The organism is Streptomyces sp. NPDC031274, assembly GCF_055570235.1.
In genome coordinates, this window is record NZ_JBVIHP010000007.1 from 165,281 (window position 1) to 190,749 (window position 25,469).

Genomic DNA, 25,469 nt, shown 5'->3' on the forward strand with positions numbered 1-25,469 from the left:
CCGGGAGGGGGTGGGACTTTCCTGCAATGAGGTGGGGATGGGCGGGGGAATGGAGGGGGCCCGGCTCTTGTCCGGGGGCGTGGGGGGCCGAAGAATGCCCGTGACAATCACATAGGGCACAGCTGCAAGGGGGGCTCCACACATGAAGAAGGCTCTCGCGGGCGGATTACTCGCCCTCACCCTCGTAGGGTTCGGCTCCGCGCCGTCGGTCGCGTCTCCGGACGGCGCAGGGTCGGCGCAAGCGGCAGGGGAGGCCGCGACGAAGGGCGTCGACTTCGCAGGGACCGTCGCGCTCAGCAACTGCTCGGGCTCCGTCGTCCGCATGCCCCAGTCGAAGGCGGACGATCCCGCGCTCGTCCTCTCCAACGGGCACTGTCTGGAGAGCGGGTTCCCGACGGCGGGCGAGGTGATCGTCGACCGGCCGTCCACCCGCACCTTCAAGCTGCTCGACGCCAAGGGCGCGGAGAAGGCGACGCTCACGGCGAGCAAGGTCTCGTACGCGACGATGACCGACACGGACATCTCCCTCTACCAACTCACCACCAGCTACGGCGACATCAAGAAGAAGTACGGCATCAAGGCGCTGGAGATCGACGCCGCCCATCCGGTCAAGGGGCGGGACATCACGGTCGTCTCCGGGTATTGGAAGAAGACGTACACCTGCAAGATCGACGGGTTCGTGTACCGGCTCAAGGAGGGGGAGTGGACCTGGAAGGATTCGGTCCGCTACACCCCCGCGTGCCAGACCATCGGTGGTACGTCGGGGTCACCGGTGATCGACCACAAGACCGGCAAGGTCACCGCCGTCAACAACACGGGCAACGAGGCGGGCGAGCGCTGCACCCTCGACAACCCCTGTGAGGTCGACCGGCACGGCAACGTGACGGTCCGCAAGGGCATCAACTACGCGCAGGAGACGTACGGGATCGTGCCGTGCGTCGGGCACGACAGCAAGATCGACCTCGGCCGGAAGGGCTGCAAGCTGCCGCGACCGGCCAAGGCCCAGCGGTAACGCGCTGGCTTCCGCGCTGGCTTCCGCGCTGGCTTCAGGGAGTACGGCGCACGGAGCGTCCCGCGAGGACGTCCGTGCGCCGCCCGTCCTCCATCACGAACCTGCCGTCGATCAGGACGTGCGGGATGCCGGTCGGGAGGGTGCGGGGAGCGTCGAAGGTGGAGCCCGCGGCGACCGTCTCCGGGTCGAAGAGGACCAGGTCGGCGCGGTAGCCCTCGCGGACGATGCCCCGGTCGGCGAGGCGCAGGCGGGCGGCGGGGCGTGCGGTGAGGTGGGCGACGCACTCTTCGAGGGTGAGGACGCCGAGTTCGCGTACGTAGCGGCCGAGGTACTGCGGGAACGTGCCGTACGCGCGCGGGTGCGGCTTGAAGCCCTGAAGGATGCCGTCGCTGCCGCCGGTGTGCACGGGGTGCTGCATGATCGCCTGGACGTTGTCCTCGTGGCCGACGTGCTGGAGGATCGTCGAGCCGAGTTTGTCGTCGATGAGGAGTCGGCGGGCGGTGACCCAGGGCTCCTCGCCGCGCAGCTCGGCGGAGTCGGCGACGGTCTTGCCCACGAAGGAGTCGAGACCCGGTTCGGAGACGCCGGAGATCTCGATCCTGTCCCACTCGATCGGTACGCCGTGACAGCCGTCGGCGCCGATGACCTCCATGTGGTGGCGGATCTTCTCGGCGGTCGCGTCGTCCTGGAGCCGCGCGAGGATCGCGTCGGGCCCGCCTTCGCTCGCCCAGCTCGGCAGCATGGCGACGAGGGTCGTGCAGCCGGGGGTGTAGGGGTATGTGTCGAGGGTGATGTCCGCGCCGTTCGCGAGCGCGGAGTCGAGGAGGGCGAGCAGGTCGGGCGCCTTGCCCTTGTTCACGCCGAAGTTCATGGTGGCGTGGGCGAGGTGGAGGGGGCAGTTCGCGGTGCGCGTGAGGTTGACCATCTCCTCGTACGCCTGGAGGGCGCCGGCGCCGTAACTGCGGTGGTGGGGGCAGTAGTAGCCGTTGAACTGGGCCACCACCTTGCAGAGCTCGGTGAGTTCGGAGTCGTCGGCGTACATGCCGGGGGTGTAGGTGAGGCCCGAGGACATGCCGACGGCGCCCTGCTCCATTCCCTCCGCGACGAGCTGCTTCATGCGGTCGACCTCGGCGGGGGTCGCCGGGCGGTCGTCCCAGCCGACCGCGTACATGCGGACGGTGCCCTGGGGGATGAGGTAGGCCGCGTTGACGGCGATGCCGTGGCCGCCGTGGGAGCGGTCGAGGCGGTCCAGGTACTCGCCGACCGTGCGCCAGTCGAAGTCGATGTCGCTGCCGTCGCCGTTCCAGCCGGTGATGGCCTGGCGGACCTGGGCGAGGGTGCGGTCGTCCACGGGGGCGTAGCTGAGACCGTCCTGGCCGATGACCTCCAGGGTGACGCCCTGGGCCGCTTTCGCGCTGTGGTCCGGGTCGCGGAGGAGGGCGAGGTCGCTGTGGGCGTGCATGTCGATGAAGCCGGGGGAGAGGGCCAGGCCGTGGGCCTCGATTGTGCGGGTCCCGGTCGGGCGGGGGCCCGTGTCCCCCTCCCGGCGGATGGTGCTGATCCTGCCCTCGTGTACGCCGACGTCGGCTCGGTACGAGGCACCTCCGGTGCCGTCTATGACGCGTGCGTCCCGGATCACCAGGTCCATGGAGGTGCCTCTCTGTGTCTGTTGCTGTCTGTCGCTGTCTGTGGCTCGGCTGCGCGCTGAGTTGTGGTGCACCCGGCCTCCGGCCGGATTGTCGCTCCCACCCGCACCACCCGTGCGGCTCTCGTCGCCGGGTGCGGGTGGCCCTGGCGGGGGCGGGACGCCGTCGGCGACTGTCCCGTGCGGGGCGCTCGGTCGCCCGCGCTGTGATGCGGGGTAATCGGGCGGGTGGGCGGGAGATACCCGCCGCGAAGCGGCGGTCTTTGGTCTGTGTCGTCCACCCTGTATCGCGGGGTGCTCGGGCGGGCGGGTGGGAGACACCCGTCGCGAAGCGGCGGTTCAGGAAACCGCCCCCGCCCCCCGGCCCCCGGACCCCCGACCGAAGGTCAGAAATAAGTCCGCACGTAATCCACGACCGTCCCGTCGCCCTCGACCAGGGGAATCAGCTGCCACTTGTCGAAGGACGTGCAGGGATGCGAAAGCCCAAGACCCACCCAATCGCCCACGGCGAGATCCGCCTCCGGGCTCGTCCGGACCCACCCGTGCTGGTCGGAGAGGCCCGTCACCGTGACCCCCGTCGCGGGCCGGTCGACCCCGTCCCGGTGGACGACCTGCGCCTCGGGCAGGTCGATGTCATAAGCGGCGTCCCGCTTGCCCGCGTTCGTGAACGCCTGCTCCGACGTCGGCCGGGACACCACCTGCGTCCAGAGCCGGAAGGCGGGGTGCAGCGCGCCCTCGTCCGGGACGCGGTTGAACGGCGTCAGGTGACGGTAGTGACCGTCGTCGTGCGAGACGTACGCCCCGGAGCGGAGCAACTTCAGTACGGGAACGGAGAGTTCGGGAATCTCGGCGAAGACATTGGCCACCGCGTCGAACCACGCGCTGCCGCCCGCGCTGACGACGACCTCGTCCAGATCAGCGAACCGGTTCGCCTTGTCGAACTCCACAAGCAGGGAGGTCAGCCGCCGCAGCCACGCCTCGACCCGCTCGGACGTCGCGTCCGGCACCTCGCCCTCGTACCCGGCGAGGCCCACGAGACGCAGCGTGTCCGCGGCCGCGACCGCGTTGGCGATCTCGACGCACTCGTCCTCGGTACGCACGCCGGTGCGCGCCCCGTCGCCCGCGCCGAGCTCCACCACGACGTCGACGGGACGCGTCGCGCCCGCCGCGCGCAGAGCGGCGTCCATCAGGGCGACACCGGGTACGGAGTCGACGTAGCAGATGAAGCGGAACGCGGGATCCGCGTCCAGCTCGCCCGCGATCCAGCGCAGCGCCGCCGCGTCCACCAGCTCATTGGCGAGGAAGATCCGCTCCACCCCGAAGGCCCGCGCGACCCGCACCTGGTGCGGCACGGCGAGGGTGATGCCCCACGCGCCGCGCTCCAGCTGACGCGCGAAGAGCTGCGGCGCCATGGAGGTCTTGCCGTGCGGGGCGAAGGCGAGCCCGTGCCGTTCGGAGTACGTCTCCATCAGCGCGAGGTTGTGTTCGAGGCGCTCGGCGGAGAGGGCGAGGACGGGGGTGGTGAAGCCGTCCGTGAAGAGGTTCCGGCGCTGGGCCGCGAGCTCGCCGACCGTCAGCCCCTCCGCGTCCGGCGGGAGACCCTTGAAGCGGTGGTCGACCCGCTCTCGTGTGAGCCGGTCGAGCTCCTGGGCCAGACGTCCGTCGGTGCGGTCGGCTGCGCTGTCGGCGGCCATGGCGCCTCCTCGAAAAGGTGCGTTGCATAATACGCAACGGTCATTGCGTATGTCGCTTACTGCTGTCTAACATCCGAGCCAACGCCGGGTCAACGGATCCGGACGGTCGGCCAGGACGGTCGGCCAGGACGGCAACGGGACAGCAACAGGACAGCAAGGGGTTGGAGCGGACGTGTCGAAGGTGACCGCAGGTGGAGTGTCGGGCGGCGTGGACGTCATGGACGTCGTGGCGCTCGGCGAGTCCATGGTCACGTTCCTGCCCACCCGCGCGGGCCGCCTCGCCGACGTACCCTCCTTCGACCGCGGAATCGGCGGCGCCGAGTCGAACGTCGCCTGCGCGCTCGCCGCGGCGGGGCACCGCACCCGCTGGGTCAGCCGCGTCGGCGCCGACGGCTTCGGTGACCACCTCGTCGAGGCGATCGCCCGCTACGGAGTGGACACCAGCGCCGTGCGCCGCGACCCGCACCGCCCCACCGGCATCTACTTCCGCACCGCCGACGACCGCGACACCGACGCCCACGAGGTCCTCTACTACCGCGCGGGATCCGCCGCCTCCGCGATGTCCCCCGACCCGGACAGCGTCGACCACGAGGCGCTCGCCGCCGCCCGCATCCTGCACCTCTCCGGCATCACGGCCGCCCTCTCCGCCGACTGCCTGGCGCTCCTGCGCGAGCTGACCGCACGCCGTCCCGGCCGCCCCCTGGTGTCGTTCGACGTGAACTACCGCCCGGGCCTGTGGAGCGGTGGAGCGAGCGACGCACCCCGCGTCCTCCTCGACATCGCCCGCGGCGCCGACCTCGTCTTCGTCGGCGAGGACGAGGCCGCCGACGCGTGGGGCATCACCGGCGGCCCCGACGCCATCCGCGCCGCACTCCCCGAGCCCGCGACCCTGGTCGTCAAGCAGGGCAGCCACGGCGCCACCGTCTTCACGGGAGCCCCCGTCGAAGCCCCGGTCGAAGCCCCTGCCGGAGCCCCTGTCGAAGCCTCCCGTGAAGACGGAGCCTCCGACGAAGGTGCGCCCGCCGTCTTCCAAGCGGCGCTCAAGGTCGACGTCGTCGCCCCCGTCGGCGCCGGTGACGCCTTCGCCGCCGGGTTCCTCTCCGCCACCCTGCGCGGACTGCCCGCCGACCAGCGCCTGCGCCACGGCCACCTCATGGCCGCCGCCGCGCTCACCGTCCCCGGCGACCTCGCCACGCCCCCCGCGCGGCAGGACGCCGACCGTCTCGCCGCCCTGGACGCCGACGCCTGGGGCACACTTCGTCTCGGCCCGGGCTGGACGGACGGCGCCCCCGTCAAGCCCGTGACCGACGTCCCCGTGAACACTGAGGCCAAGGAGGAGGCACGTACATGAGTCAGACCGTAGACCGCGCCCTGTCCATCCTGCCGCTGCTCGCCGAGGGCCCCGCCGACCTCGGCCAGGTCGCCGAGCGCCTCGAAGTGCACAAGTCCACCGCCCTGCGGCTGCTGCGCACACTCCACGAACACGGCCTGGTCTACCGCCAGTCCGACCAGCGCTACCGCCTCGGCGCCCGCCTCTTCGCGCTCGCCCAGGAGGCCGTCGAGAACCTCGACGTACGCGAGATCGCGCATCCCCACCTGCTCGCCCTCAACGAGAAGTGCGGCCACACGGTCCACCTCGCGGTCTACGAGGAGCAGGAAGTCCTCTACATCGACAAGGTCGAGAGCCGCTACCCGGTGCGGATGTACTCGCGCATCGGGAAGCCGGTGGCGATCACCGTCGCCGCGGTCGCCAAGCTGCTGATCTCCGACTTTCCCGAGGCCGAGCGCCGCGCCGTCGCGGAGAAGCTCGACTACCCCACGTACACGTCCCGTTCGACGCCCAACGCCGCCGCGTTCCTCAAGGAGCTCAGCGCCGTACGCGAACAGGGATGGGCCACCGACCTCGGTGGTCACGAGGAGTCCATCAACTGCATCGGGGCCCCCATCCGCGGTGCGGACGGCCGGGTCGTCGCCGCCATGTCGGTCTCCGCGCCGAATGTCGTCGTCACCGCCGACGAACTCCTCACGCTGCTCCCGCTGGTGCGCCGTACGGCGGACGCCATCAGCCGGGAGTACTCCGGCAAGTCACCCCTCAAGGAAGCCTGAGCACGTCATGAGCACCGAGAAGACCGGCCTCACCCCGGCCACCCACACCACCCCGCCCGCGAAGTTCTCCCACGGCGTCAAGAAGGGCAACATCCTTCAGGTCGCCGGTCAGGTCGGCTTCCTCCCGGCAGAGGAGGGCAAGGCCCCCACCCCCGCGGGCCCCACCCTGCGCGAGCAGACCCTCCAGACGTTCGCCAACGTCAAGGCCATCCTCGAAGAGGGCGGCGCGACCTGGGACGACGTGATGATGATGCGCGTCTACCTCACGGACGTGGACCACTTCGCCGAGATGAACAAGATCTACAACGAGTACTTCGAGGAGCAGGGCCTCAAGGCCCCCGCCTCCGCCCGCACCACGGTCTACGTCGGCCTCCCGGCGGGCCTGCTCATCGAGATCGACGCGCTCGCCGTCCTGGGCTGATCCGCCCGACGTTCTGAGCACCCCGCAAGCCGTACGTCTTCACGGCGCGGCGCCAACTCCCCCCGAGGCGCCGCGCCGTGATCCCCCCTGCCCCGAAAGCTCCATGCACTTACGAGGTCAACGATGTCCCCGTCCCCCTTCGCCGCGCTCGCGGCCGCCGCCCCCGCCGAGACACCACCCCACACCGGTGGCATCCTCACCCTGATCGACGGCACGGCAGGCCTCCTGACCGTCGCCGCGCTCGGCATCCTGCTTCTGCTCTTCCTGATCATCAAGGTCAGGCTCCAGCCCTTCGTGGCGCTGCTCGCGGTCTCCATAGTCGTCGGCCTCTCGGCCGGTCTCTCCGTCACCGAACTCTTCGGCACGGTCCAGAAGTCCGACGCGGTCTCCGTCATCGAGTCCGGCATGGGCGGCATCCTCGGCCATGTGGCGATCATCATCGGCCTCGGCACGATGCTCGGTGCGATCCTTGAGGTGTCGGGCGGTGCGGAAGTCCTCGCCTCACGTCTCCTGGGCCTCTTCGGTGAGAAGCGGGCGCCCCTCGCGATGGGCCTGACGGGCCTGATCTTCGGTATCCCGGTCTTCTTCGACGTCGGCATCTTCGTCCTCGCGCCGATCGTGTACGCCGCCGCCAAGCGCAGCGGCAAGTCGATCCTGATCTACTGCCTGCCCCTGCTCGCGGGTCTGTCGATGACCCACGCGTTCCTGCCCCCGCACCCCGGCCCGGTGGCCGCGGCCGGTCTGCTCCACGTGGACCTCGGCTGGGTCATCCTGATGGGCATCGTCTGCGGCATCCCGGCCGTCCTCGCCGCGTGGGTCTACTCCGCCTGGGTCGGCAAGCGCATCTTCGTGCCCGTCCCGCAGGACATGGTCGAGGCCGCCGACGAGGCCAAGGCCGCGGTCGTCGCCGAGCAGCGCGAGGCGGGCGTGCAGCCGAGCGAGAAGCCGGTGCCGCTCGGCATCGTGTTCGCGATCATCGGAACGCCGCTGTTCCTGATCCTCCTCGCGACCTTCTCCTCCATCGCCTTCGACCCCTCGACCCTGCGCAGCGTCATCGAGTTCTTCGGCAGCCCCTTCGTCGCCCTGACGATCGCCCTGCTGATGGCGTACTACCTGCTGGGCATCCGGCGCGGCTGGTCGCGCAAGTCCCTGGAGACGGTCTCGACCTCGTCCCTGAAGCCGGTCGGCAACATCCTGCTCGTGGTCGGCGCGGGCGGCATCTTCGGCGCGGTCCTCAAGGCGAGCGGCGTGGCCGGGGCCCTCTCGGACACCTTCCAGGACGTGGGCCTGCCCATCATCGTCCTCGCCTACCTGCTCTCCCTGGTGCTCCGTGTCGCCCAGGGCTCGGCGACGGTCGCGATCGTGACGACGGCGGGCATCGTGGCCCCGCTCCTCTCCGAGGGCGACCACTCGCAGGCCTTCGTGGCCCTGGTCATCATGGCGATCTCGGCGGGCTCGATCTTCGCCTCGCACGTGAATGACGGCGGCTTCTGGATGGTGTCGAAGTACTTCGGCATCTCGGAGCGGGACACGCTCAAGACGTGGACCGTCCTTGAGTCGGTGCTCTCCCTCGCCGGGTTCGCGGTGGCGGCTGTGGTGAGTCTGTTCGTCTAGCGCGACTCGTCGTCCAGCGCGACTCGTCCAGCGCGAGATCTCCTGTTCGTACTTCTTCGAGGGCGCCCCCGGCCGCAACGGCCGGGGGCGCCTTTCGTCCCCCCGACCCGTTTCCGCCCCGCGCGCGCCCGGAGTCCGACCGGCGGCTGCTGTGCAATGGAAGACGAGGGGAGAACGGAACGGGCTTGTGAGGGGTGTGACGCCGGTGCGATCCTTGCCGCCATGTCACCGCCTCCTCACATACCCGATCACGGATTGGTACTCGAGGAGGTGAGGAAGGTGCGGCGGGCAGGCGTCGTCAGACTGCGCGAGACGGACACGCCTGAGCTGATCCGTATCGCCGGTGAACTACCAGCGTCCGACGGCGAGTTGTCCTTCGGAGCCGTCGAGCGACTACTCCGGGCCGCCGTCGCCGGAATCGGCGGAGGCAGTCTCCAGACCGCCGCCGAGTACACCCTCGGCCTCGCCCAGGGCACCCGCGACTGGCCGCCCGCGGACCGGCGCCGAAGGGCCGCCCAGGTGTACGGGGTCAGCGTCGAACGGTTCCGCAAGCACCACGAGTTGATGGTGCTCGGGCAGATAGCCGAGCAGGTCGTCGGCATCGCGGTCCGGGTGCCGGGGGAGAGCGGTGAGCCGACGGGCGGACTGCCCGCGGCCCACCGCGAGCTCCGCCTGACTCTGCACGGGCGCGCCGTGACCGTCACCGTGCACGTCCACTCGGTGGACCTGCTGCGGGACGTGGACGTCATCGTCTCGCCGTCGAACACGTACTTCGCGCTGCCCGCCGCCTACAAGTCGTCGGTATCGGCGACCCTGCGGAGGGCCGGAGCGCGCAAAGACCCCACGGGGGGACTCGTCGAGGACCATGTCCACGATGAGTTACGGGGATGGGCCGCCCGGCACGGAGTACCGGGCCGGGCGGCCCTGCCGGGAACAGTCGTCGCCACCTCGTCCGGCGCCCTCGCGGACCAGGGCGTCCGGCGGATCTACCACGTGGCGGTGGCCGTGCCCCGGCCCGAGACCAATGACTACGACGTGCAGCCCGCCGACGTGACCCGGGGTGTGGCCCGCGCCTTCGCGCTGCTCACCGAGGAGTCCCGGGCGGGCGATCCGCCCCTCACCTCCATCTGCCTGCCGCTGCTCGGCGCGGGCCGCGGCGGCCTCTCGCCGCTGGAGAGCTTCGGCGCGCTGTGGGCGGCCGTGGAGGCGGAACTCGCCCGCGGCGCGGCCTTGGACGTCCACTTCGTCGTCCGGCGCCATGCGCGCGCCGACCTCATCGAGCGGCTGCTCGCCGGCTCGACCGGCCGGGGGACGGGTGCGGAACGGGGCATCCGCGAAGGTCACGTCAGGGGGAAACCGTGAATCCGTACGCCGTCCTCGCGGCCGCCGCCGCGCTCTGGGACCGCATCGCCGACCACCTCGACCAGCCGCTCCGCGACCGGCTCGCGGTGCTCCTCGACGTCGTACGCGCCCGGGACGCCGACGAGCCGACCCGCAGGGACGCGGCCGACCGGGCGGCGGAGCTGTTGCGCGAGCGGCTGCCGGAGGAGTTCGGTGCCGGGGGCGAGGCGCGGCTCACCATGGACGCCGACCTCGAAGGGGCGGCGGCCGGTGCGGACCTCGACTACCAGGGCTTTCGCGTCGAGGATCTGGCCGTGCTCCTGATCGACGGCCACCGCATGGTCGGGCCCGTGCTGGGCCCGGTCCGCGAACGGCTGCTCGCCGCGCCCGCCCTCGACGCCGACACGGTGCTGCGGCACGGCGGCAACCCGTTCGCGCCCGAGCTGATCAGGCTGCCCGGCGCGGGCGGTCTGCCCCGCCTGCCGCGCTTCCAGTTCTCCGAGGGCACGATGCCCTGGCTCGTCGTCCTCGAAGTCAACGCCATCCTGGCCGCCGACCGCGACCCCTGGGGCGCCGCCGACTGGTGGCTTTCCGCCAACGCCTGGCTCGGCACATCTCCCGCGCTGCTCCTGGGCTGCGGACGCGACCGCCAACTCGCGGACACCGCACGCTTCTTGATGGAGGGTGAGTAGCCGTGCCCAACTACCGCCCGCCCGACACCATGACCGGCACCCCCGCCAAGGTCACCCTGGAACGCGGCACGGTCCTGCACCGCGTGCACTCATCGCGGCGCGACCCCGCCGGATTCAACCCGCGCCCCTCGCACTGCCTCTACGGGGGCGGCCGCTTCGACGGAACGGCCTGCGATCCCTACGGCTACCTCTACGTGGGCCTCAGCCCGGCGGCCGCGGTCTGCGAGACCCTGCTGCGCTCCCTGCCGTTCGACCCGGCGGGCGGCCCCCGCCTCGTCCCGCGCGTGAGCGTCGAGGGGCGGCGCCTGTCCACGCTCCGGCTCACCGCCGACGTCACCGTGGTGTCGCTGATGAGCGCGCAGGAACTGGCCGCCGTCCACCAGGACAGCTGGCTCGTCCAGACCGAGGCGATCGACTACGCGTACACGCGCGACTGGGCGCACTGGATCCGCGGCCACACCGACCCCTGGGCGCAGGGCTTCGTCTGGTCGTCGAAGCGCGAGCCGGGCGACCGTACGGTGCTGCTCTTCGGCGACCGGTGCCCGCAGGGAGCAGCCGAGGCCGTCGAGGGGAACGCGGTGGACTTCGGCACGACGGACGGCGAACGATGGCTCAACTCCGTTCTCCAGCCGTACCATGCGCGCCTCGCCCCCTGAGGGCCCTCTCCCCACGTAAAGGGTCACTGTGCTCGACGAGAACAGACAGCCGCGACTCGCGGACGAGCGCGACGAGGTCCTCGACCGCATCGCGCGACTGCCGTCCGACGCGCAGGAGGCGCCGGCGCTGTGCGCGTACGCGGGCGAACTGAGCTACCGCATCCACCTGTTGGCCGAGAGCGAGCCGGACGGCGCGGACCTGGACCTCGCGGCGGAAGCCTTCGCCCTGGCCTTCGCGGCGCCGGGCACGGACGACGACTGGCACGCGTGGCGGATCGTGTACGCGCACGTGCGGGCCCTTCAGTACGACATCGACCCCTCACCGCAACTCCTCTTTGCATGCTGGGAGTTGCTGCTCACCGGGACCGATTCGCTGTCCGCCGACGACCCCGCGTACGACGCCCCACGCGCACTGGGCCGCCATCTGCTCGCCCTCTGCGCGAAGGAGCGGTACACGCAGGCCCCGTCGGACGCGCCGCACGAGGAGCGTGCCGCCCTGCTCGACGAGGCCGTGCGCCGCTCCGCCGACGCCGAGGGGGTCCTGGAGGCGGGCAGCCAGGAGGCCGTCGACCTGTGGGAGGCGCAAGGGTTCCTGCGGCTCGAACGCTGCATGCTGGGCGGCGGCGTCGAGGACGCGGCAGCCGCCGTCGCGCACTACAAGGCGGTGCTCGAAGCCGCGCTGCCCGGCACCGACCTGCCGCTCGTCCGGCACAGCTTGGGCATCACGCTGCTCGTGCACGGAAGGGCGACCGCCGACCGGGATGAACTTGAGGAGGCGCGAGAGGCGTTCGGTACGGCGGTCCGCGACGCACGGCGGCGTACCGGCGAGGAGCCGTGGTGGGCCGGGGAGGCGGAGAGCCGGGCCCTCTTCGTCCGCGTCATGATCTGGTCCACCTGGAAGGACCAGGCGCACGCGGCGGCGGGCGAGGTCGAGCTGGCCGCGCTCCTCGCACGGCCCGGTGCCGAGGAAGAGTTGCTGCCGCAGTTCCTCGACGGGTTCGGGCGGCTGCTCTACGAGCGGGCGAACATCCGCGGTGACGCGGCGGGCTGCGACCGGGGCATCGCCCTGATGCGGCGCGCGGTCACCGAGTGGCGGCCCGAACGGGACGGCAAGGTCACGGCGACAGCGATGTTCCTCGGCTACTGCCAGCAGTCCCGCCACGCCGCCGACCCGGATCCGAGCCGTATCGCCGACGTCGCCGAGGCGGCCGGACTCGCCCTCGCCGACGAGGAGGCGCACGCCGACGTACGGAAGGGGGCGCGGATCCTCGCCGCCTGGGCCCGGTTCTACGGCGGTGAGCGGGAGGACGGCACGACGTCACCGCTGGGCGACGACATCACCGCTGTGTACAGCGATCTGCTCGACGACATCGACGAAGGCCGTACCTTCCTCGACTTCGGCGGGGCCGACGAGGACTTCCCCGGGCTCTTCGCGGGCTTCAGCCCCGAACGCCAGGCGGCCGTGTTCGACGAGATGTACGCCGGGTGGCGCGCGGAGAAACCGGGCCAGGGCCGCGCGAAGGCCGCCGCCATGCTGCTCTCGCACGTACGGATCCTGGATCCGCACGGCAATCACGTCAGCGCCGCGCAGAAGGACGAGTTGGTGGCGGCCGTGCTCGAACACGCCAAGGACGACCCGGCGTGGCAGCGCACCGCGCACCTGGCGGTCGGCGCGGCCCGGATGACGGACGAGATGGCGGGCGCCGGGAGCGGCATGGACACGGTCCTCGACCACTTCGCGCAGGCGCAGGCCGCGGGCGCCCGGGCGGGCGGCGGAACCGAAGGGCACGGGCTCGACTTCGCCAGGATCATGGCCACCAGCCACCGGGGGCAGACGGGCGGCGGCGCGGACGACGTCGAGGCGGCCCGCGCCCAGTGGCGTGAGCTGCGCGACCGTCCCGGCCTCTCCCCGCACAAGCGCCGGGCCATGGACGCGCAGCAGGCGTCCTTCGACGCCCAGGCCGCGATCCGGCGCGGTGACCTCGCCGCCGCCGACCGGCACATCGCCGTCGTCATCGACGTGCACGCCGGGCTCGACCCCGAAGACCCCACCCGCGCCGAACTGTGGACGCTCATCGAACTCGACCGGATGGTCCGTGACGACTACGCCGAGGGGATCGGCGAGCCGCCGGCCCCGCCCCTGGTCGGCAGGCCCACCGCCGCGAAGCTGCGCAGGGAAGCGGCCAGGCTGCCGCGCGACCACCGGGCCTGGGTGCTCGGCGACAGCGGCATCGCCCGCTTCGTGCGGGCGGGGAAGACCCAGGACCCCGCCGACCTGGCCGAGGCGATGGAGCTGGTCCAGGAGGCCCACGACCTGGTCGACGACGGCAGCGACAGCAAGCTGCGGTACGCCAGTTGCCTCGGCGGCGGCCACTGCGCGCTCGCCGCGATCCAGCGGGACCCCCGCGCCCGCGACCGCCATCTCGCCCGGGGCATCGAGATGCTGGAGTACGCCTACGGAGTGGTCGGCGGCCCCGAGCACCGCCTCTACGCCTCCACCGGGCTCGGACTCGCGCGCGCCTACCGCACCCGTGGCTCGCTGCGCGCCGACGACCGCGCGCGGGCACGCCGCATCGGACTCGACGCCCTGCGCGGCCACGCCTGGGCCGCACTGCTCCAGTCCGGCACCGAGCACGCGACGCAGGCCGCGGAGAAGGCCACAGGCGCGGCGCTCGAAGTCGCCGCGTGGTGCCTGCGCGACAACGCCCCCGAGGAGGCGGTACGGGCGCTCGATGCCTGCCGGGGCCTTGTCCTGCACGCGGCGACCACGTCGAGCACCGTGCCGGAGCGGCTCGTCGCGGTCGGCCGTGAGGATCTGGCGACCGAGTGGCGCGGGGCGGGTGCCGCGACCGATCAGGCCGCGGACCCGCTCTCCGCCACGCAGGCATCCCTGTCCGTCCCCAGCGCCCTGCGCCGCCGCGTGCTCGCCGCGCTCACCGGCGAGGAGGCGCCCCCCGGCGAAGGCACCCCGCAGGACCGGCTCCTTGACCCACCCACACCGGCCGAGATCGCCACCGCCCTTCGCAGCCTGGGCAAGGACGCGCTGATCTACCTCGTACCCGCGTCCGACGACGGGGGCGGCGCGGCGGTCGTCGTCACCAACGGCGGCGACGTGCACTCCCTGCCGCTGCCCAAACTGAGGGAGGACGCGGGACCACTGGCCACGTACGTGCCCGCGGGCGAGGGCGCGCGCGACATGGGCCCGGTGCCGGGCTACGCCACCGCATCCCCGCCCGTCGCCCTGACACCTCACCGCGACCGGCTCGACCGGCTCTGCGGATGGGCCTGGTACGCGGCGATGCGCCCGCTGTTCGACGCGTTCGCCGCGCCCCGAAAGCCCGGCAGGGTGCCGCGCCTCGTGCTCGTCCCGATGGGCGCGCTCGGCCTGGTCCCCTGGCACGCGGCGTGGGTCCGGGCGGACGACGGGGGCCGCCGGTACGCGGTGCAGGAGGCGGAGATCTCGTACGCGGCCTCCGCACGGCTGCTGTGCGACGTGGCCGCCAGGACGGCGGTGCCGCACACCGGGCGCGCGCTGGTCGTCGGCAACCCCACGGGGGACCTGCGGTACGCGGGCGAGGAGGCCGATGCCGTGCAGCGGGTCTTCTACCCGTCGGGGCAGTACCTCGGGGGCCGCTCGGGCGGGCGTTCGGGCGGGCGTTCGGACGGGGCGGGCACTCCGGCGGAGGTGGTGTCCTGGCTGCGCGCGGGCGACGAGGACAGCGGCGGGGTACTGCACCTGGCCTGCCACGCGGCGGTCACGGGGCGGGCGGCGGCGCGCGGCAGCGCCCATCTCTCGCTGCACGGGGGCGAGTTGTCGGCGGAGGAGCTGACGGAGGCGCTGAGCGGCGGAGGCCGTGGCCGCCTCGGCCTGGTGCTGCTCGCCGCCTGCCGGAGCCATGTCTCCGGACGCGGCCACAACGAGGCCTACACCCTCTCGACGGCGTTCCTCGTGGCGGGCGCGCGGTCGGTGATCGGCTCGCTGTGGCCGGTGCCGGACGACGCGACGTCGGTACTGATGTTCCTCACGCACCACTTTCTGCGGGAGGAGGGGGAGAGCCCGGCGAGGGCCCTGCGGCGGGCTCAGCTGTGGATCCTGGACCCGGAACGTGAACTCCCGCCGGGGCTGCCGCCGTTGCTGGCGGAGCGGGCGCGGGGCGTGGACGCCGACGACTTGAGCGGGTGGGCGGGGTTCACGCACCTGGGGCAGTAGCGGGCCGGGGCCCAGGGTGCCGTCATCACCGGCTCCGCGAGTTCGTCCTCACACGCCGGACGGGCTGGAGATCTCCGGCACCACAGCCCGCAACGGAATGGTCCGCGTGGCCCAAAGCCCCGGCGCCGCGCCCCCGACCCGCCCCAAGTCCCGGCTCAACAGCGGCTCTTGAGGCCCCGAGAGCCGCAGAACACCGTCACCGGAAACGAGCCCGCCGGACCGCGAAGACGCCCCGCCCGCCTCCCACGCGGGCAGATGGAACGGCACGGTATTCAGCTCCCCCTCCGCCACGACCAGCTTCAACCAGTCCCGCGCACTCGCCCCACCCACAGCGGCCCGCCCCACCGGCAGCGAAAGCCGCACAGGCTGATCATCGAGCGCGTACCCCGTGTGCCCCGGAGCGATGAAGTGCCCCGGATAGAGCTCGGCGTCACTCCGGTAGCCGTCCGTGAGATCAAGGAGCATGCACCACAGCGGCCGATCGGGGGAGCGGTTGTGCAGCCGGATGGAGACCCACGGGCTCTCCGGCCCACAGGCCCCCCGTACATAGGGGCAGACGATCTCCCCGCCCCCGTCGGGCAGCAGCTCCGTACCCGGCTCGTTCCGCGCGTCCCACGGCTTGATCTCCACCCGCACGAGCCCGTCGAGGAGCGAGGGCCGCGAGGTGAGATCCCGGAGCTGATGCCAGCGCGTGAGGTGGACGAGGCAGTCCGCGACGCGCCCCGCGTCCACCAGCGGCAGCGGCTCCACGAACGGAGACCCGTCTCTCCTCAGGACATGGACCGACGCACCCCGCACCTCGACGCGGAAGTGCAGATCCCCGGCCTCCAGAGGCGAATCGACGGCCCGGAGCAGCGGCGAAGCGCCCAACGTCACCCGCAACGCCCGCAAGGCATCGCGCTGTTCGGCCCCGTCGCTGTCACTGTCACTGTCTCCGGCGCCGACTACGGCGACCGTCGCAGGCGCAAGGGCAAGCGCCGAGAGCGCCACCGGATAGACCCGCGGGGCGACCGGCGCCCAGTCCACGGGATCGACGAGCGTGCGGTGACCGTGCACGGCCCGCGCCCGTACGACCCCGCCGTCGCCGGCACTGGGCAGCACCGTGAACTCCGTGCCCGAAGCCGCCGCCTCAGCGCCCTCCCGCAGCCCGTGCCCGCTTCCGCAGTCCACCTCCCAGCCCTCGGCCCCGTACCGCAGCAGGTAGGGGCTCGGCGCGCGCGAGACCGAGCCGCCAAGGAAGGGCAGGTCCGCGACGCCGCCGGGCTCGGCCGGATACAGGACCGGCTGCTGGCCGCCCCCGGAACGCTGGAGGCGCGCGTCGGCGGCGGCGAGCAGCTCGCGGTACGTCGCGTCCCGGCCCGCATCGCGTACGGCGCCGAGCAGCGCGTGGGTGAAGGCGCCCTGTCTGCGCCCGCCGAAGTAGCCCTCGTAGGAACGCTGGCTGAGCCTGCTCGCGGCGAGCAGCACATGACGCGCGCCCTCGTCAGGGACCACGGCGTCCCGCGCCCCCGCGCCCGCCGTCCCCGCGAAGTCCCCGTCCTGGTCCCACCCCACCTCCGGCGGCGGCGCATAGCGCGCCGTCAGCTCCGAGTCCCGCGTGGCGCCTCCGGCGTAGCAGCAGTCGAGGACCGCCGCGGTGTGCGCGCCCCGTGCGGCGACCGCGTCGAGCAGGGCGCCCAGGCGCTTGTCGGGCAGCGGGCCGTCCGCGCAGACGAGGGCCTGGTTGCGGCCCGTCGCCTCGATCAGGAGGTCCGCGCCCGTCGCCCGCGACTGCGTGCCGTGCCCGGAGAACCAGAACAGCGCCGTGTCCCCGGGCCCCGCCGCCCCCAGGTGCCGCTCGATCGCCTCGGTGACGGCGGCCGTCGTGGCATCGGCGTCCAGCAGGACCCGCACGTCCGCGCTCCCGCCCGCGCGGTCCGCGAGGAGCCGCCCGGCCTCTCTCGTGTCGTTGACGCATCCGGTGAGCGGTGTCGCCAACTGTTGCGGATAGTCGTTGATGCCCACCAAGAGCGCATAGATCGTCCCCATGGCGGAGAGTCTGACAGTGCCCGTGGCCCACCACAGTGCCCGCACTGGTCGTGAACGGGTCGTCTTCTGGGTGCTGTTGGGGCGAGCGCGTGCCAATGTGCATGTCAGGTCGCACTATTGACGTGACGTCACTATTCTTCATGCACCAATCTATTCCTCGCGCACCACTCCGCCGGCCACGCGTCGGCTCACCACCCATGACTCTCGGGGGACACATGGGGCACATCGAGCGACCTCGTCGGATCGTGCAGACCGGTCAACAGCTCACGCCCGGCCAGGGCAAGGATCAGAGCACCACGCGGGCTCCCGGCATCGCGGGCCCGCACCGCGAGCTGTACAGGGCGCGGGCGCGGCCCCTCCTGGACGCCGTGACCCGGCTCGACGCGGGGATCGACGAGGGGGCACGCCGACAGCTCGCGGAGTGGATCGGCGACGAGTACCGGACGGCGTACGGAGACGTGCCGGTCGGGCTCGTCGCCCGCTGCCACCTCGGCCCGCCCTACATCGACCACGTGCTCAACCTCTTCCAGGTCATCCTGCGGCACTTCGCCCCGGCCGAACCGATGCCGGAGCCGTTCGCGCAGGCCAGGATGCTGGCCAGGTCCGACGGATACGCGTACATCGAGGTCTACGACGGCGGCCTGATCCTCCCCGTGCTCGCGGACGGAACCGTCGTACGTCCCTGAGCGCGACCTCTCCACAGCCCCACTCCCCTCCCCGCTCTCACCCCCACCCTCACTCTCAGCCCCAACCACAGATCAGATCAGTGTGATCGGAGACCCGTATGTCCGAGGTGGACTACACGCTGCGTCGGCAGGTGCAGGAAGTCAGCAACCTCGTGGTCAGGCTCGGCGAGCAGGTGAGCTCGGTGTCCGGCCAGGTGGCGACCGTCGACCACAATCAGCAGCAGACCCGTGGCGAACTCCAGCAACTGCGCGACGAGTTCCTCGCGTTCGTCAAGCAGGCCGAGTCCACCGCCAACGTGCAGCGCGCCGAGACCCGGATCGGCGTCATCCAGGACCAGGTGGACCACGAGTTCGGTCACCACAAGACGGTGCGGCGCACCGCGGTCGGCATGCTCCAGGCCTTCGACGTGGGCCTGGTGTCCGAGGACAACGTCCGTATGGTCAGCGACCAGCTGATGATCCAGACGCCCCGCTACTGGCTGGCGCCCGCCCTGGTCGCGCTCGCCTCCTGGTCGGCCGACGACCGGCTGCTGTGCGAGCGCGGCGTGGAGGAGGCCTTCCGGCGCTCCCCGGACCGCACCGCTCTCTTCTTCGCGCTCGTGCTGCGCCGCCAGGGCCGCAAGGAGTCCGCCGTGCGCTGGCTGCGGCACTACCTCCTCGCGCAGGACCCCGCTGCGCTCGGCCGGGAGTTCGCGGTCATCCTTGAGTCGATCGCGCAGGGCGCCTTCGGCCTCGTAGGACGTGAGCTGCTCACCGACACCCTTGCGGGCTGGCGCGAGCACCTGGCCGACGACGCGCAGTCGCAGACGCGGCAGGTCGCGCGGTGGCGCGAGGAGATCGACTCGCTGCGCCAGGCGTCCGCCAAGGCCGAGTTCCCGCGCTTGGCGGCCGTCTCCCCGCAGTGGCCCTACCTCGACTCGGCCTACAGCTCCGCGCGGGCGCAGGAGGCCGTGCTCGACAAGTACCGGGCCATCATGCGGCGGGAGTTCGAGCCGTCGGACCGTCTTGAGGACGCCGTGGACGACATCCTCGACCGGCTCGTCTCCGAGTACGACGACGAAGAGCTGCCCCTGCGCCGCGACCTCGCCTTCTACCAGGCGGTCGTCGGCCACGACGGCGACGTACTCGCCGCCCGCCAGGCATCCGACGCGGACTCCGCCTCGTACGAGGAGACGCTCGACTATCTGACCGTGCAGACCACGGCGGCGCTCAACCCGGCCGCGATCGGCACATCGGCCGCCACCCAGCGCCTTGCCGTCGCCGCCTGCAACGAGTGGTTCTTCCAGGCGCACACGGGCTTCACGCGCGACTACCGGGCATCGGTCCCGCAGGACGTGACGGCGCAGTTCGGCACGGCGCACACGGTCGGTGCGCAGACCTTCCATCTGCCGCCGTGGTCCGGCTCGTTCACGCAGCCGCTCGCCGCGCTGGAGGGGTCCCTCGCCGCTCACTGGTACCAGCACATGGCCCCGTTCATCGCCTCGCTCGCCTACCCGACGGGCCGCAAGGTGGCGCCGCTGATCGCCGTGGTCGCGGGGATCCTGCTCCTCATCGGGGCGATCCACATCGGCTTCGCGCTCGTCGCCGCCGCGATCACCGGCGGCGTATGGGGGCTGTTCCTCTACAACGGCGCGCAGGCGGCCAAGCGCAACCAGGACAACGCGCGTCAGCTCCTGGAGCGGGCCAAGACCGACTCGCTCCACCAACTGCGCGGCGCGTCAGCGGAGTTGACCGACTGGCACGAGAAGTACCGGGCCGCCGACCTGATGGAGTCGGAGTGCCGTGAGCTGATCACGTCTCTTGCCACCGCGACCCAGGGCGGCTCGCCCTTCGAGGGCCGCACCGTCGTCAAGGAGAAGCAGCGATGAGCGTTCCCCCGCAGCCCTGGCAGTCCCGGGAGGACCGGAGCCAGAACCAGGGCCAGAAGCCCCCGTCCCCATGGGCCGCCACCGGTCGGTCCCAGGGCGAGCGCGTCACCAACCGCCTCCGTCGGATCGCCGAAGAGCTGCCCGACTGGGAGCCGCTGCCACCCGGCGAGACCTTCGTACGGCGCCCCGGCAGCTCCGCGTGAGCGGACTGTGGGGTGACGGCGGCGCCTACCAGGCCTGGGTCGAGTTCCTGCGCCGCTGGGCGGAGTTCGAGGACGTCGACCCGGCCGTGCTGCCCGCGATCACCGAGGAGCAGTACGACGGGGCGACGGTCGAGCGGCTCACGGTCCACCTCGGGGGCGCGCTCGACCGGCGGCTCAAGTCCTGGGCCGGGAAGCTGACCCTCGCGATGGGGGCGGCGCACGACGAGTTCTCCTTCGGCCGGGAGCTGGCGCAGGCGAGGGCCGGACTCCAGAGCGTCCGTGCCGTGGCGGGGCACCCCGGGCTCCCGGAGAAGCTGCGCACGGCCATGACGGAGTTGGTCGACCGGCAGATCCCACAGCTCCAGGACCAGCTGGAACGGTTCATCGACGACGCGGTGCGGCAGGGCGGGGACGCGCGCGGCCTCGAAGAACGCCGCCGCACCCTGCGCGACAACGCCCTCACCGGCGTCCTCGCCCAAGGCCCACCGCCGCCCGCCACGCGCACAGCCCCGGACCCCTGGGCGTACGACCCTGCTGCCGCGCCACGGCGCCGAGTGATCCCTGACTGACGAGCGCGCCCCGAAGGAGCGACGAACGCTCCAAACAGTTCCCGGCCCACCCCGCCCACTCCCGCGAAGGCCAAAATCCGTATGTCGAACTACGCCGAGAGCCTGCACCACCTCGACAGCTACATCTCCGCGCGCGTGCCGGTGATCGGCATGCGCACCATCGAGCAGCAGCGCGCCCTGCGCCTGCTGCGTGAGTCAGCCACCCAGTCGCGCCGCAGCAGCATGCCGTTCTGGATCTACACCAGGGCCACGGGCCTGCGCGATCTACGGACCAACTCGCCGGTGATGGACGACCGTTCGCTCACCGGTGCCATGGAGTTCGCCGCCACCCAGTTCACCAGCAGGGCCAACGCCACGGTGGTGTTCGTCGACCCCGACGGCCTGGAGGCGGACACCCCGGTCACCCGGCACGTGGCCGAGCTGGCCAGGCTCGCCGACAGCAACATGGGCAGCATCGTCCTCATCACGGACACCCCCATCTGGAGCGGTCTCCAGCGCCTCGGCATGAGCCTGCACCTCGACCTGCCGGACGCCGACGAGATGTACGGCATCCTCAGCAGCTTCCTCGGCGACCACAGGGGCCACATCCCCATCGAGTGGAGCGAGGAGGACGCGCGGCGTGCCGCCGAGTTCCTGCGCGGTGTCACCGAGGCCGAGTGCGTCAACCTGATGGCGACCATCGCGGCCAAGGGCTCCATCAGGGAGGCGGACGTCCTCGGGCTCGCCCAGGCCAAGGACCGGATCTTCAGCGATCTCACCGGCCTGGAGCGGGTCGCGCTGCGGGAGAGCGACTACGCGATCGGCGGCCTCGGCAGCCTGCGCGGATGGCTGCGCCGCAAGCACGAGCTGATGCACGCCGACCTGCGCGGCACCGAGCTGCGGCCGCCGCGCGGGGTACTCCTCGTCGGGGTGCCCGGCTGCGGCAAGTCGCTCTCCGCGAAGGCCATCGCCCACGAGTGGAAGCTGCCGCTCTACCGCCTCGACATGGGCAGCATCCACGGCAAGTACCTGGGCGAGTCGGAGGGCCGTTTCCGGGAGGCCCTCGCGATGGCCGACCGGGTGGCGCCCTGCATCCTGTGGATCGACGAGATCGAGAAGGGCCTGGCGGGGCGCGACGACGGCACGGGCGTGCCGCAGCGCATCATCGGCCAGTTCCTCTTCTGGCTCCAGGAGTCCCAGTCGCGCGCCTTCGTCGTCGCCACCGCCAACGACGTACGCAGCCTGCCGCCCGAACTCCTGCGCAAGGGCCGCTTCGACGAGCTGTTCTTCGTGGACCTGCCCGACGCCGATGAGCGCAGGGAGATCATCTCCCTCTACCACCAGCGCTATCTGAAGACCGCTCCCGAGAGCGAACAGGTGGACCGGCTCGTCGACCTCTCCGAGGGCTTCGCGGGCTCCGACATCGAGTCGGCCCTGCACGACGTGGGCGCGGAGGCACTCCTGAACGGCGGCCCCGACAATCTGAAGCCCTCGCTGCTCCTGGACACCTTCGCCAACACCGTGCCGATGAGCAGGGTCAACCCGGAGCAGATAGAGGAGATCAGGGCCTGGGGCCGGGAACGCGCCGTCCCCGCGGGGCGCTCGTCGGCCAGCACGGCTCCGGGCGTCGCCAAGCCGGCGCGGCGGATCGTGTTCATGGACGACTGACGGCCGGATCTCAGGGGCCGCCGTCCGACGGCCCCTGAACCGACCTGCTCAACCGGTGCAGTACTGCTGCTCCTTGCCGATGGAGCGGTACATGCAGTCCGCGTTCTCCAGGAGTTGCAGGACCGCGTCCCTGTTGCGGTTCGTCTCCCGCTCGATCACCTCGTCGGGCGGGTAGAAGCCGCCGCCGCCCGCGGACGACGGGTACATCTCGAAGGTGTAGCTGAAGATCTTCTGGTTGCCCCAGAGCCAGTCGTCGATGGTGCCGTCGGTGATGTAGAGGTCGCTCGACTGCTCGGGCGTGTAGCCGTTGCTCGCGGCCATCTTGGTGCCGACGGCGGCGTGGGCGTCGCGGTCGTCCTTGGTCAGGCCGGGGCCCGTGTCGTTGTACGTGTAGCCGTAGGGCCACAGGACCAGTTCGCTGTACGTGTGGAAGTCGATGCCGGCCTTGATCTGCTGCTTGCCTCCGACGACGCGGCTGCGCACGAAGTCGGCGACCACCTTCACCTCGGGGGCGGACTCGCCTGCCTTGCCCCGGTAGGTCTCCGAACCGGTGGAGCTCGATGAGCCGCCGCAGCAGCCCCACTTGTAGTTCCAGTTGCGGTTCAGGTCGGTGCCGACGTTCGACGAACCGCTGTTGGGCTGGCGGTTCTTGCGCCAGCTGCGGTAGGAGCCGGTCGCGATGTCGTACTCGCCGCCGTCCGGGTTCATGTCCGGCACGATCCAGATCTCGCGCTCGTCGACCATCTTCTTGACGCGCGCGTCCGTGCCGTAGTCGTCGCCGAGTTCGCGCATCAGGTACAGCGCCATCTCGACGGTCAGGTGCTCGCGGGCGTGCTGGTGGTGGGTGAAGAGGACCTCGGGCTCGGCCTCGTCGGTCGAGACGTTGTCGCTGATCTTGATGGCGATGATGTCCCGGCCCGAGTAGGACTTGCCGATGACCTTCTTGCTCATCAGGGTCGGATGGGCCGCGATGCGCTGGTCGATCTCCGCGTTCATCTCGGCGTAGTTGTGGTACTTCGCGTCGGCGGGCGGGAAGTCCTTGGCCTCGACCGGCAGGCCGTTCGTACGCTTCGGGGGTCCGGCCAGGGCCTTGAGCTCGTAGCCCGCGTCCCGTAGCCGGGCCGCCTCGCCGCCGTCGGCGGAGACGACCACCGCGCGGGCGTCGACCTCGTCGATGGTGACGCCGGTGCGGGCGAGCGCGGTGCGTGCTGCTCTGTCGTCGGCCTTGTCGGCCTTGTCGTCGCCGAGGGGGATCTCGTACTGGCGCGTTTCGTCGTCGGTCGCCGCCGACGCCGTGTCGCGTGCGGCGGTCCGGTCGGTGGAGTCGGGTGACGCGTTGGCGGTGATGGGCGCCGCCACGGCGAGAGCCAAGAGGACTGCGAGGGCGGCGGGTCTTCTGCCGCGTATACGAAGCCGCATGAAGTCTCCTGAGGGGTGGGGGGTGGTTCAGTGCGACGCGGGTGGTGCGGGGTGCGCGGTGCGGGTTGTGCAGGGTGCGCGGTGCGGGCTGTGCGGGCTGTGCGGGGTGCGCGGTGCCGGGTGTGCAGGGTGTGCGGTGCGGGTCGCGCGGCCCTATCGTGGAGGCATGGCATGCTCCGGTCAACGCTGTCTTCGGCCAACCCCTTGTGTCACACGCCGCCATGCGGTTTCTTGATCGGCATGGCTGAAACGACAGGCAGTGACGCTGCCACGGGAGATGCGGCGCCCCGGCTCCGCAAGCCGAGCTGGAAGTACATCGGCCCAGGCATCGTCGTCGCCGCGACCGGCGTCGGTGCGGGTGACCTCGTCGCGACGCTGATCGCGGGCAGCAAATTCGGCTACACGCTCATGTGGGCCGCGATCATCGGCTGTCTGGTGAAGATCTCGCTCGCCGAGGCGACGGGCCGCTGGCACCTGGCCACCGGGCGCACCCTCTTCGAGGGCTGGCGCAGCCTCGGGCAGTGGACCACCTGGTACTTCGCGATCTACGTCGTCATCTGGGGCTTCGTCTACGGCGCCACGGCGATGTCGTCGAGCGCTCTGCCGCTCGTCGCGCTCTTCCCGGACGGGCCGAGCCTGAAGGTCTGGGCGATCCTCTGCGGCGTGCTCGGGCTCGCCTTCGTCTGGTTCAACCGGTATGCCGTCTTCGAGAAGGCGATGACGATCGTCATCGGCATGAAGTTCCTGATCGTCGTGTACGTCGCCATCCGCGTCGCCCCCGACCTCGGCAACGCCTTCGCGGGCCTGGTGCCCGCCCTGCCGGACGGTTCGCTGCTCTACACGCTCGGCCTGGTCGGCGGCGTCGGCGGCACCATCACCATGGCCGCGTACGGGTACTGGGTGAACTCCAAGGGCTGGACCGACATCAGCTGGCTGCGGGTCATGCGGCTCGACAACCGCGTCGCGTACATCACGACCGGCGTCTTCGTCGTCGCGATGATGATCATCGGCGCCGAGCTCCTGCACTCCACGAACATCGCGCTCACCTCCGGCGACCGGGGCCTCATCGACCTCGGCAACGTCCTGGAGGACAAGTTCGGCGCGGTCACCGCGAACCTCTTCCTGATCGGCTTCTTCGCCACCTCCTTCGGGGCCCTGATGGGCGTGTGGCACGGCGTGAGCCTGATGTTCGCGGACTTCGTGGAGCGGTTGAAGCGCGAGCGGGACGCGTCGGCCACCGAGAAGGCCGCCGAGCATGCCGCTGAGAAGGCTGTCGAGGGCATCCAGGGCGCTGACGAGATGGTCAAGGAGGTGGCGGCGGGCAAGCGGGAGAAGTCGGTCCCCTTCCGGGCGTACCTGCTCTGGCTCACCTTCCCGCCGATGGGCCTGCTCTTCCTCGACCAGCCGTTCGGCCTGGTCGTCGCCTACGGCGTGCTCGGCGCGTTCTTCATGCCGTTCCTCGCGCTCACGCTGCTCTGGCTGCTCAACTCCTCCCGTACGCCCAAGGAATGGCGCAACGGCCTGCTGAGCAACGTGATGCTCGCGGCGGCCGGTCTTCTCTTCCTCGTCCTGTGCGTGCAGCAGGTGCGCGACCTGCCCTGGTAGCGGGCGAGTCGGGCCGATGGAACAGCAGCGCCGCCGGGGGAGCGGCGGCGCTG

Annotated in this window: 19 protein-coding genes; 15 read left to right on the plus strand and 4 right to left on the minus strand. The window is 71.4% G+C overall.

Annotation, left to right across the window (positions count from 1 at the left end):
- Positions 1-142: 142 nt before the first annotated feature.
- A complete protein-coding gene (locus ACZ5CR_RS14255) occupies positions 143-1,012 on the plus strand; it encodes a trypsin-like serine peptidase (RefSeq protein ID WP_468857256.1) in 870 nt (289 codons plus the stop codon).
- 34 nt (positions 1,013-1,046) lie between these two features.
- On the opposite strand, the gene ACZ5CR_RS14260 is transcribed toward ACZ5CR_RS14255, so the two are convergent.
- Both ACZ5CR_RS14260 and ACZ5CR_RS14265 read right to left on the minus strand, forming a co-directional pair.
- Positions 1,047-2,660 carry an N-acyl-D-amino-acid deacylase family protein gene (locus ACZ5CR_RS14260; RefSeq protein WP_468857257.1) on the minus strand — a complete coding sequence of 538 codons (1,614 nt, stop codon included), beginning with the start codon at positions 2,658-2,660 and terminating at the stop codon, positions 1,047-1,049.
- A gap of 383 nt (positions 2,661-3,043) precedes the next feature.
- Positions 3,044-4,351 (minus strand): amino acid deaminase, encoded by a 1,308-nt coding sequence (locus tag ACZ5CR_RS14265; RefSeq protein ID WP_468857259.1) that lies wholly within the window; start codon positions 4,349-4,351, stop codon positions 3,044-3,046.
- 217 nt (positions 4,352-4,568) lie between these two features.
- Here ACZ5CR_RS14265 and ACZ5CR_RS14270 point away from each other — a divergent pair, with 217 nt between their 5' ends.
- From ACZ5CR_RS14270 to ACZ5CR_RS14305, 8 genes are all read left to right on the plus strand, one after another.
- On the plus strand, positions 4,569-5,702 hold the full coding sequence (locus tag ACZ5CR_RS14270) for a sugar kinase (protein ID WP_468857471.1): 1,134 nt from the start codon (positions 4,569-4,571) through the stop codon (positions 5,700-5,702).
- The gene (locus ACZ5CR_RS14275; protein WP_389903841.1) at positions 5,699-6,457 is read left to right on the plus strand and encodes an IclR family transcriptional regulator; all 759 of its coding nucleotides are present in this window, start codon (positions 5,699-5,701) and stop codon (positions 6,455-6,457) included. The genes ACZ5CR_RS14270 and ACZ5CR_RS14275 overlap by 4 nt, the downstream gene beginning before the upstream one ends.
- A 7-nt stretch (positions 6,458-6,464) precedes the next feature.
- Entirely contained in the window at positions 6,465-6,878 is a 414-nt protein-coding gene (locus ACZ5CR_RS14280) for a RidA family protein (RefSeq protein ID WP_468857260.1), read from the plus strand.
- 123 nt (positions 6,879-7,001) lie between these two features.
- Complete coding sequence (locus tag ACZ5CR_RS14285) at positions 7,002-8,492, plus strand: GntP family permease (protein WP_468857262.1); 1,491 nt, start codon at positions 7,002-7,004, stop codon at positions 8,490-8,492.
- A gap of 222 nt (positions 8,493-8,714) precedes the next feature.
- The gene (locus tag ACZ5CR_RS14290) at positions 8,715-9,854 is read left to right on the plus strand and encodes a macro domain-containing protein (RefSeq protein WP_468857264.1); all 1,140 of its coding nucleotides are present in this window, start codon (positions 8,715-8,717) and stop codon (positions 9,852-9,854) included.
- Positions 9,851-10,525: a hypothetical protein gene (locus tag ACZ5CR_RS14295; protein WP_468857266.1), complete on the plus strand. Its 675-nt coding sequence runs from the start codon at positions 9,851-9,853 to the stop codon at positions 10,523-10,525. The genes ACZ5CR_RS14290 and ACZ5CR_RS14295 overlap by 4 nt, the downstream gene beginning before the upstream one ends.
- Positions 10,526-10,527: 2 nt before the next feature.
- Positions 10,528-11,181 carry an RES family NAD+ phosphorylase gene (locus tag ACZ5CR_RS14300; protein WP_468857267.1) on the plus strand — a complete coding sequence of 218 codons (654 nt, stop codon included), beginning with the start codon at positions 10,528-10,530 and terminating at the stop codon, positions 11,179-11,181.
- Positions 11,182-11,209: 28 nt separating this feature from the next.
- Positions 11,210-15,391, plus strand: coding sequence for a CHAT domain-containing protein (locus tag ACZ5CR_RS14305; protein WP_468857269.1), 4,182 nt, complete (start codon positions 11,210-11,212; stop codon positions 15,389-15,391).
- Positions 15,392-15,439: 48 nt separating this feature from the next.
- On the opposite strand, the gene ACZ5CR_RS14310 is transcribed toward ACZ5CR_RS14305, so the two are convergent.
- Positions 15,440-17,419: a caspase family protein gene (locus ACZ5CR_RS14310; RefSeq protein WP_468857270.1), complete on the minus strand. Its 1,980-nt coding sequence runs from the start codon at positions 17,417-17,419 to the stop codon at positions 15,440-15,442.
- Between the two features lie 245 nt (positions 17,420-17,664).
- Between ACZ5CR_RS14310 and ACZ5CR_RS14315 the strand changes: the two genes are divergently transcribed.
- From ACZ5CR_RS14315 to ACZ5CR_RS14335, 5 genes are all read left to right on the plus strand, one after another.
- Entirely contained in the window at positions 17,665-18,105 is a 441-nt protein-coding gene (locus ACZ5CR_RS14315) for a hypothetical protein (RefSeq protein WP_468857271.1), read from the plus strand.
- A gap of 98 nt (positions 18,106-18,203) precedes the next feature.
- Positions 18,204-19,973 carry a hypothetical protein gene (locus ACZ5CR_RS14320; protein ID WP_468857273.1) on the plus strand — a complete coding sequence of 590 codons (1,770 nt, stop codon included), beginning with the start codon at positions 18,204-18,206 and terminating at the stop codon, positions 19,971-19,973.
- Complete coding sequence (locus ACZ5CR_RS14325) at positions 19,970-20,176, plus strand: hypothetical protein (protein ID WP_468857275.1); 207 nt, start codon at positions 19,970-19,972, stop codon at positions 20,174-20,176. The genes ACZ5CR_RS14320 and ACZ5CR_RS14325 overlap by 4 nt, the downstream gene beginning before the upstream one ends.
- Positions 20,173-20,745 (plus strand): hypothetical protein, encoded by a 573-nt coding sequence (locus tag ACZ5CR_RS14330; RefSeq protein WP_468857276.1) that lies wholly within the window; start codon positions 20,173-20,175, stop codon positions 20,743-20,745. Before ACZ5CR_RS14325 ends, ACZ5CR_RS14330 begins: the two co-directional genes overlap by 4 nt.
- 81 nt (positions 20,746-20,826) lie before the next feature.
- Positions 20,827-22,392, plus strand: coding sequence for an AAA family ATPase (locus ACZ5CR_RS14335; RefSeq protein ID WP_468857278.1), 1,566 nt, complete (start codon positions 20,827-20,829; stop codon positions 22,390-22,392).
- Positions 22,393-22,440: 48 nt separating this feature from the next.
- Here ACZ5CR_RS14335 and ACZ5CR_RS14340 read toward each other — a convergent pair whose 3' ends face one another.
- On the minus strand, positions 22,441-23,811 hold the full coding sequence (locus tag ACZ5CR_RS14340; protein WP_468857279.1) for a M14 family metallopeptidase: 1,371 nt from the start codon (positions 23,809-23,811) through the stop codon (positions 22,441-22,443).
- Positions 23,812-24,051: 240 nt separating this feature from the next.
- On the opposite strand from ACZ5CR_RS14340, the gene ACZ5CR_RS14345 reads away from it, so the two are divergent.
- On the plus strand, positions 24,052-25,416 hold the full coding sequence (locus tag ACZ5CR_RS14345) for an Nramp family divalent metal transporter (protein ID WP_468857281.1): 1,365 nt from the start codon (positions 24,052-24,054) through the stop codon (positions 25,414-25,416).
- Positions 25,417-25,469: the final 53 nt, after the last annotated feature.

What these genes read in the sequence shown, in the direction of transcription:
- ACZ5CR_RS14340 (WP_468857279.1), bottom strand. Translation starts at nt 23,811, where the DNA reads ATGCGGCTTCGTATACGCGGCAGAAGACCCGCCGCCCTCGCAGTCCTC.
- ACZ5CR_RS14255 (WP_468857256.1), top strand. Translation starts at nt 143, where the DNA reads ATGAAGAAGGCTCTCGCGGGCGGATTACTCGCCCTCACCCTCGTAGGG.
- ACZ5CR_RS14280 (WP_468857260.1), top strand. Translation starts at nt 6,465, where the DNA reads ATGAGCACCGAGAAGACCGGCCTCACCCCGGCCACCCACACCACCCCG.
- ACZ5CR_RS14290 (WP_468857264.1), top strand. Translation starts at nt 8,715, where the DNA reads ATGTCACCGCCTCCTCACATACCCGATCACGGATTGGTACTCGAGGAG.
- ACZ5CR_RS14325 (WP_468857275.1), top strand. Translation starts at nt 19,970, where the DNA reads ATGAGCGTTCCCCCGCAGCCCTGGCAGTCCCGGGAGGACCGGAGCCAG.
- ACZ5CR_RS14320 (WP_468857273.1), top strand. Translation starts at nt 18,204, where the DNA reads ATGTCCGAGGTGGACTACACGCTGCGTCGGCAGGTGCAGGAAGTCAGC.
- ACZ5CR_RS14285 (WP_468857262.1), top strand. Translation starts at nt 7,002, where the DNA reads ATGTCCCCGTCCCCCTTCGCCGCGCTCGCGGCCGCCGCCCCCGCCGAG.
- ACZ5CR_RS14265 (WP_468857259.1), bottom strand. Translation starts at nt 4,351, where the DNA reads ATGGCCGCCGACAGCGCAGCCGACCGCACCGACGGACGTCTGGCCCAG.
- ACZ5CR_RS14345 (WP_468857281.1), top strand. Translation starts at nt 24,052, where the DNA reads ATGGCTGAAACGACAGGCAGTGACGCTGCCACGGGAGATGCGGCGCCC.
- ACZ5CR_RS14335 (WP_468857278.1), top strand. Translation starts at nt 20,827, where the DNA reads ATGTCGAACTACGCCGAGAGCCTGCACCACCTCGACAGCTACATCTCC.
- ACZ5CR_RS14275 (WP_389903841.1), top strand. Translation starts at nt 5,699, where the DNA reads ATGAGTCAGACCGTAGACCGCGCCCTGTCCATCCTGCCGCTGCTCGCC.
- ACZ5CR_RS14260 (WP_468857257.1), bottom strand. Translation starts at nt 2,660, where the DNA reads ATGGACCTGGTGATCCGGGACGCACGCGTCATAGACGGCACCGGAGGT.
- ACZ5CR_RS14270 (WP_468857471.1), top strand. Translation starts at nt 4,569, where the DNA reads ATGGACGTCGTGGCGCTCGGCGAGTCCATGGTCACGTTCCTGCCCACC.
- ACZ5CR_RS14310 (WP_468857270.1), bottom strand. Translation starts at nt 17,419, where the DNA reads ATGGGGACGATCTATGCGCTCTTGGTGGGCATCAACGACTATCCGCAA.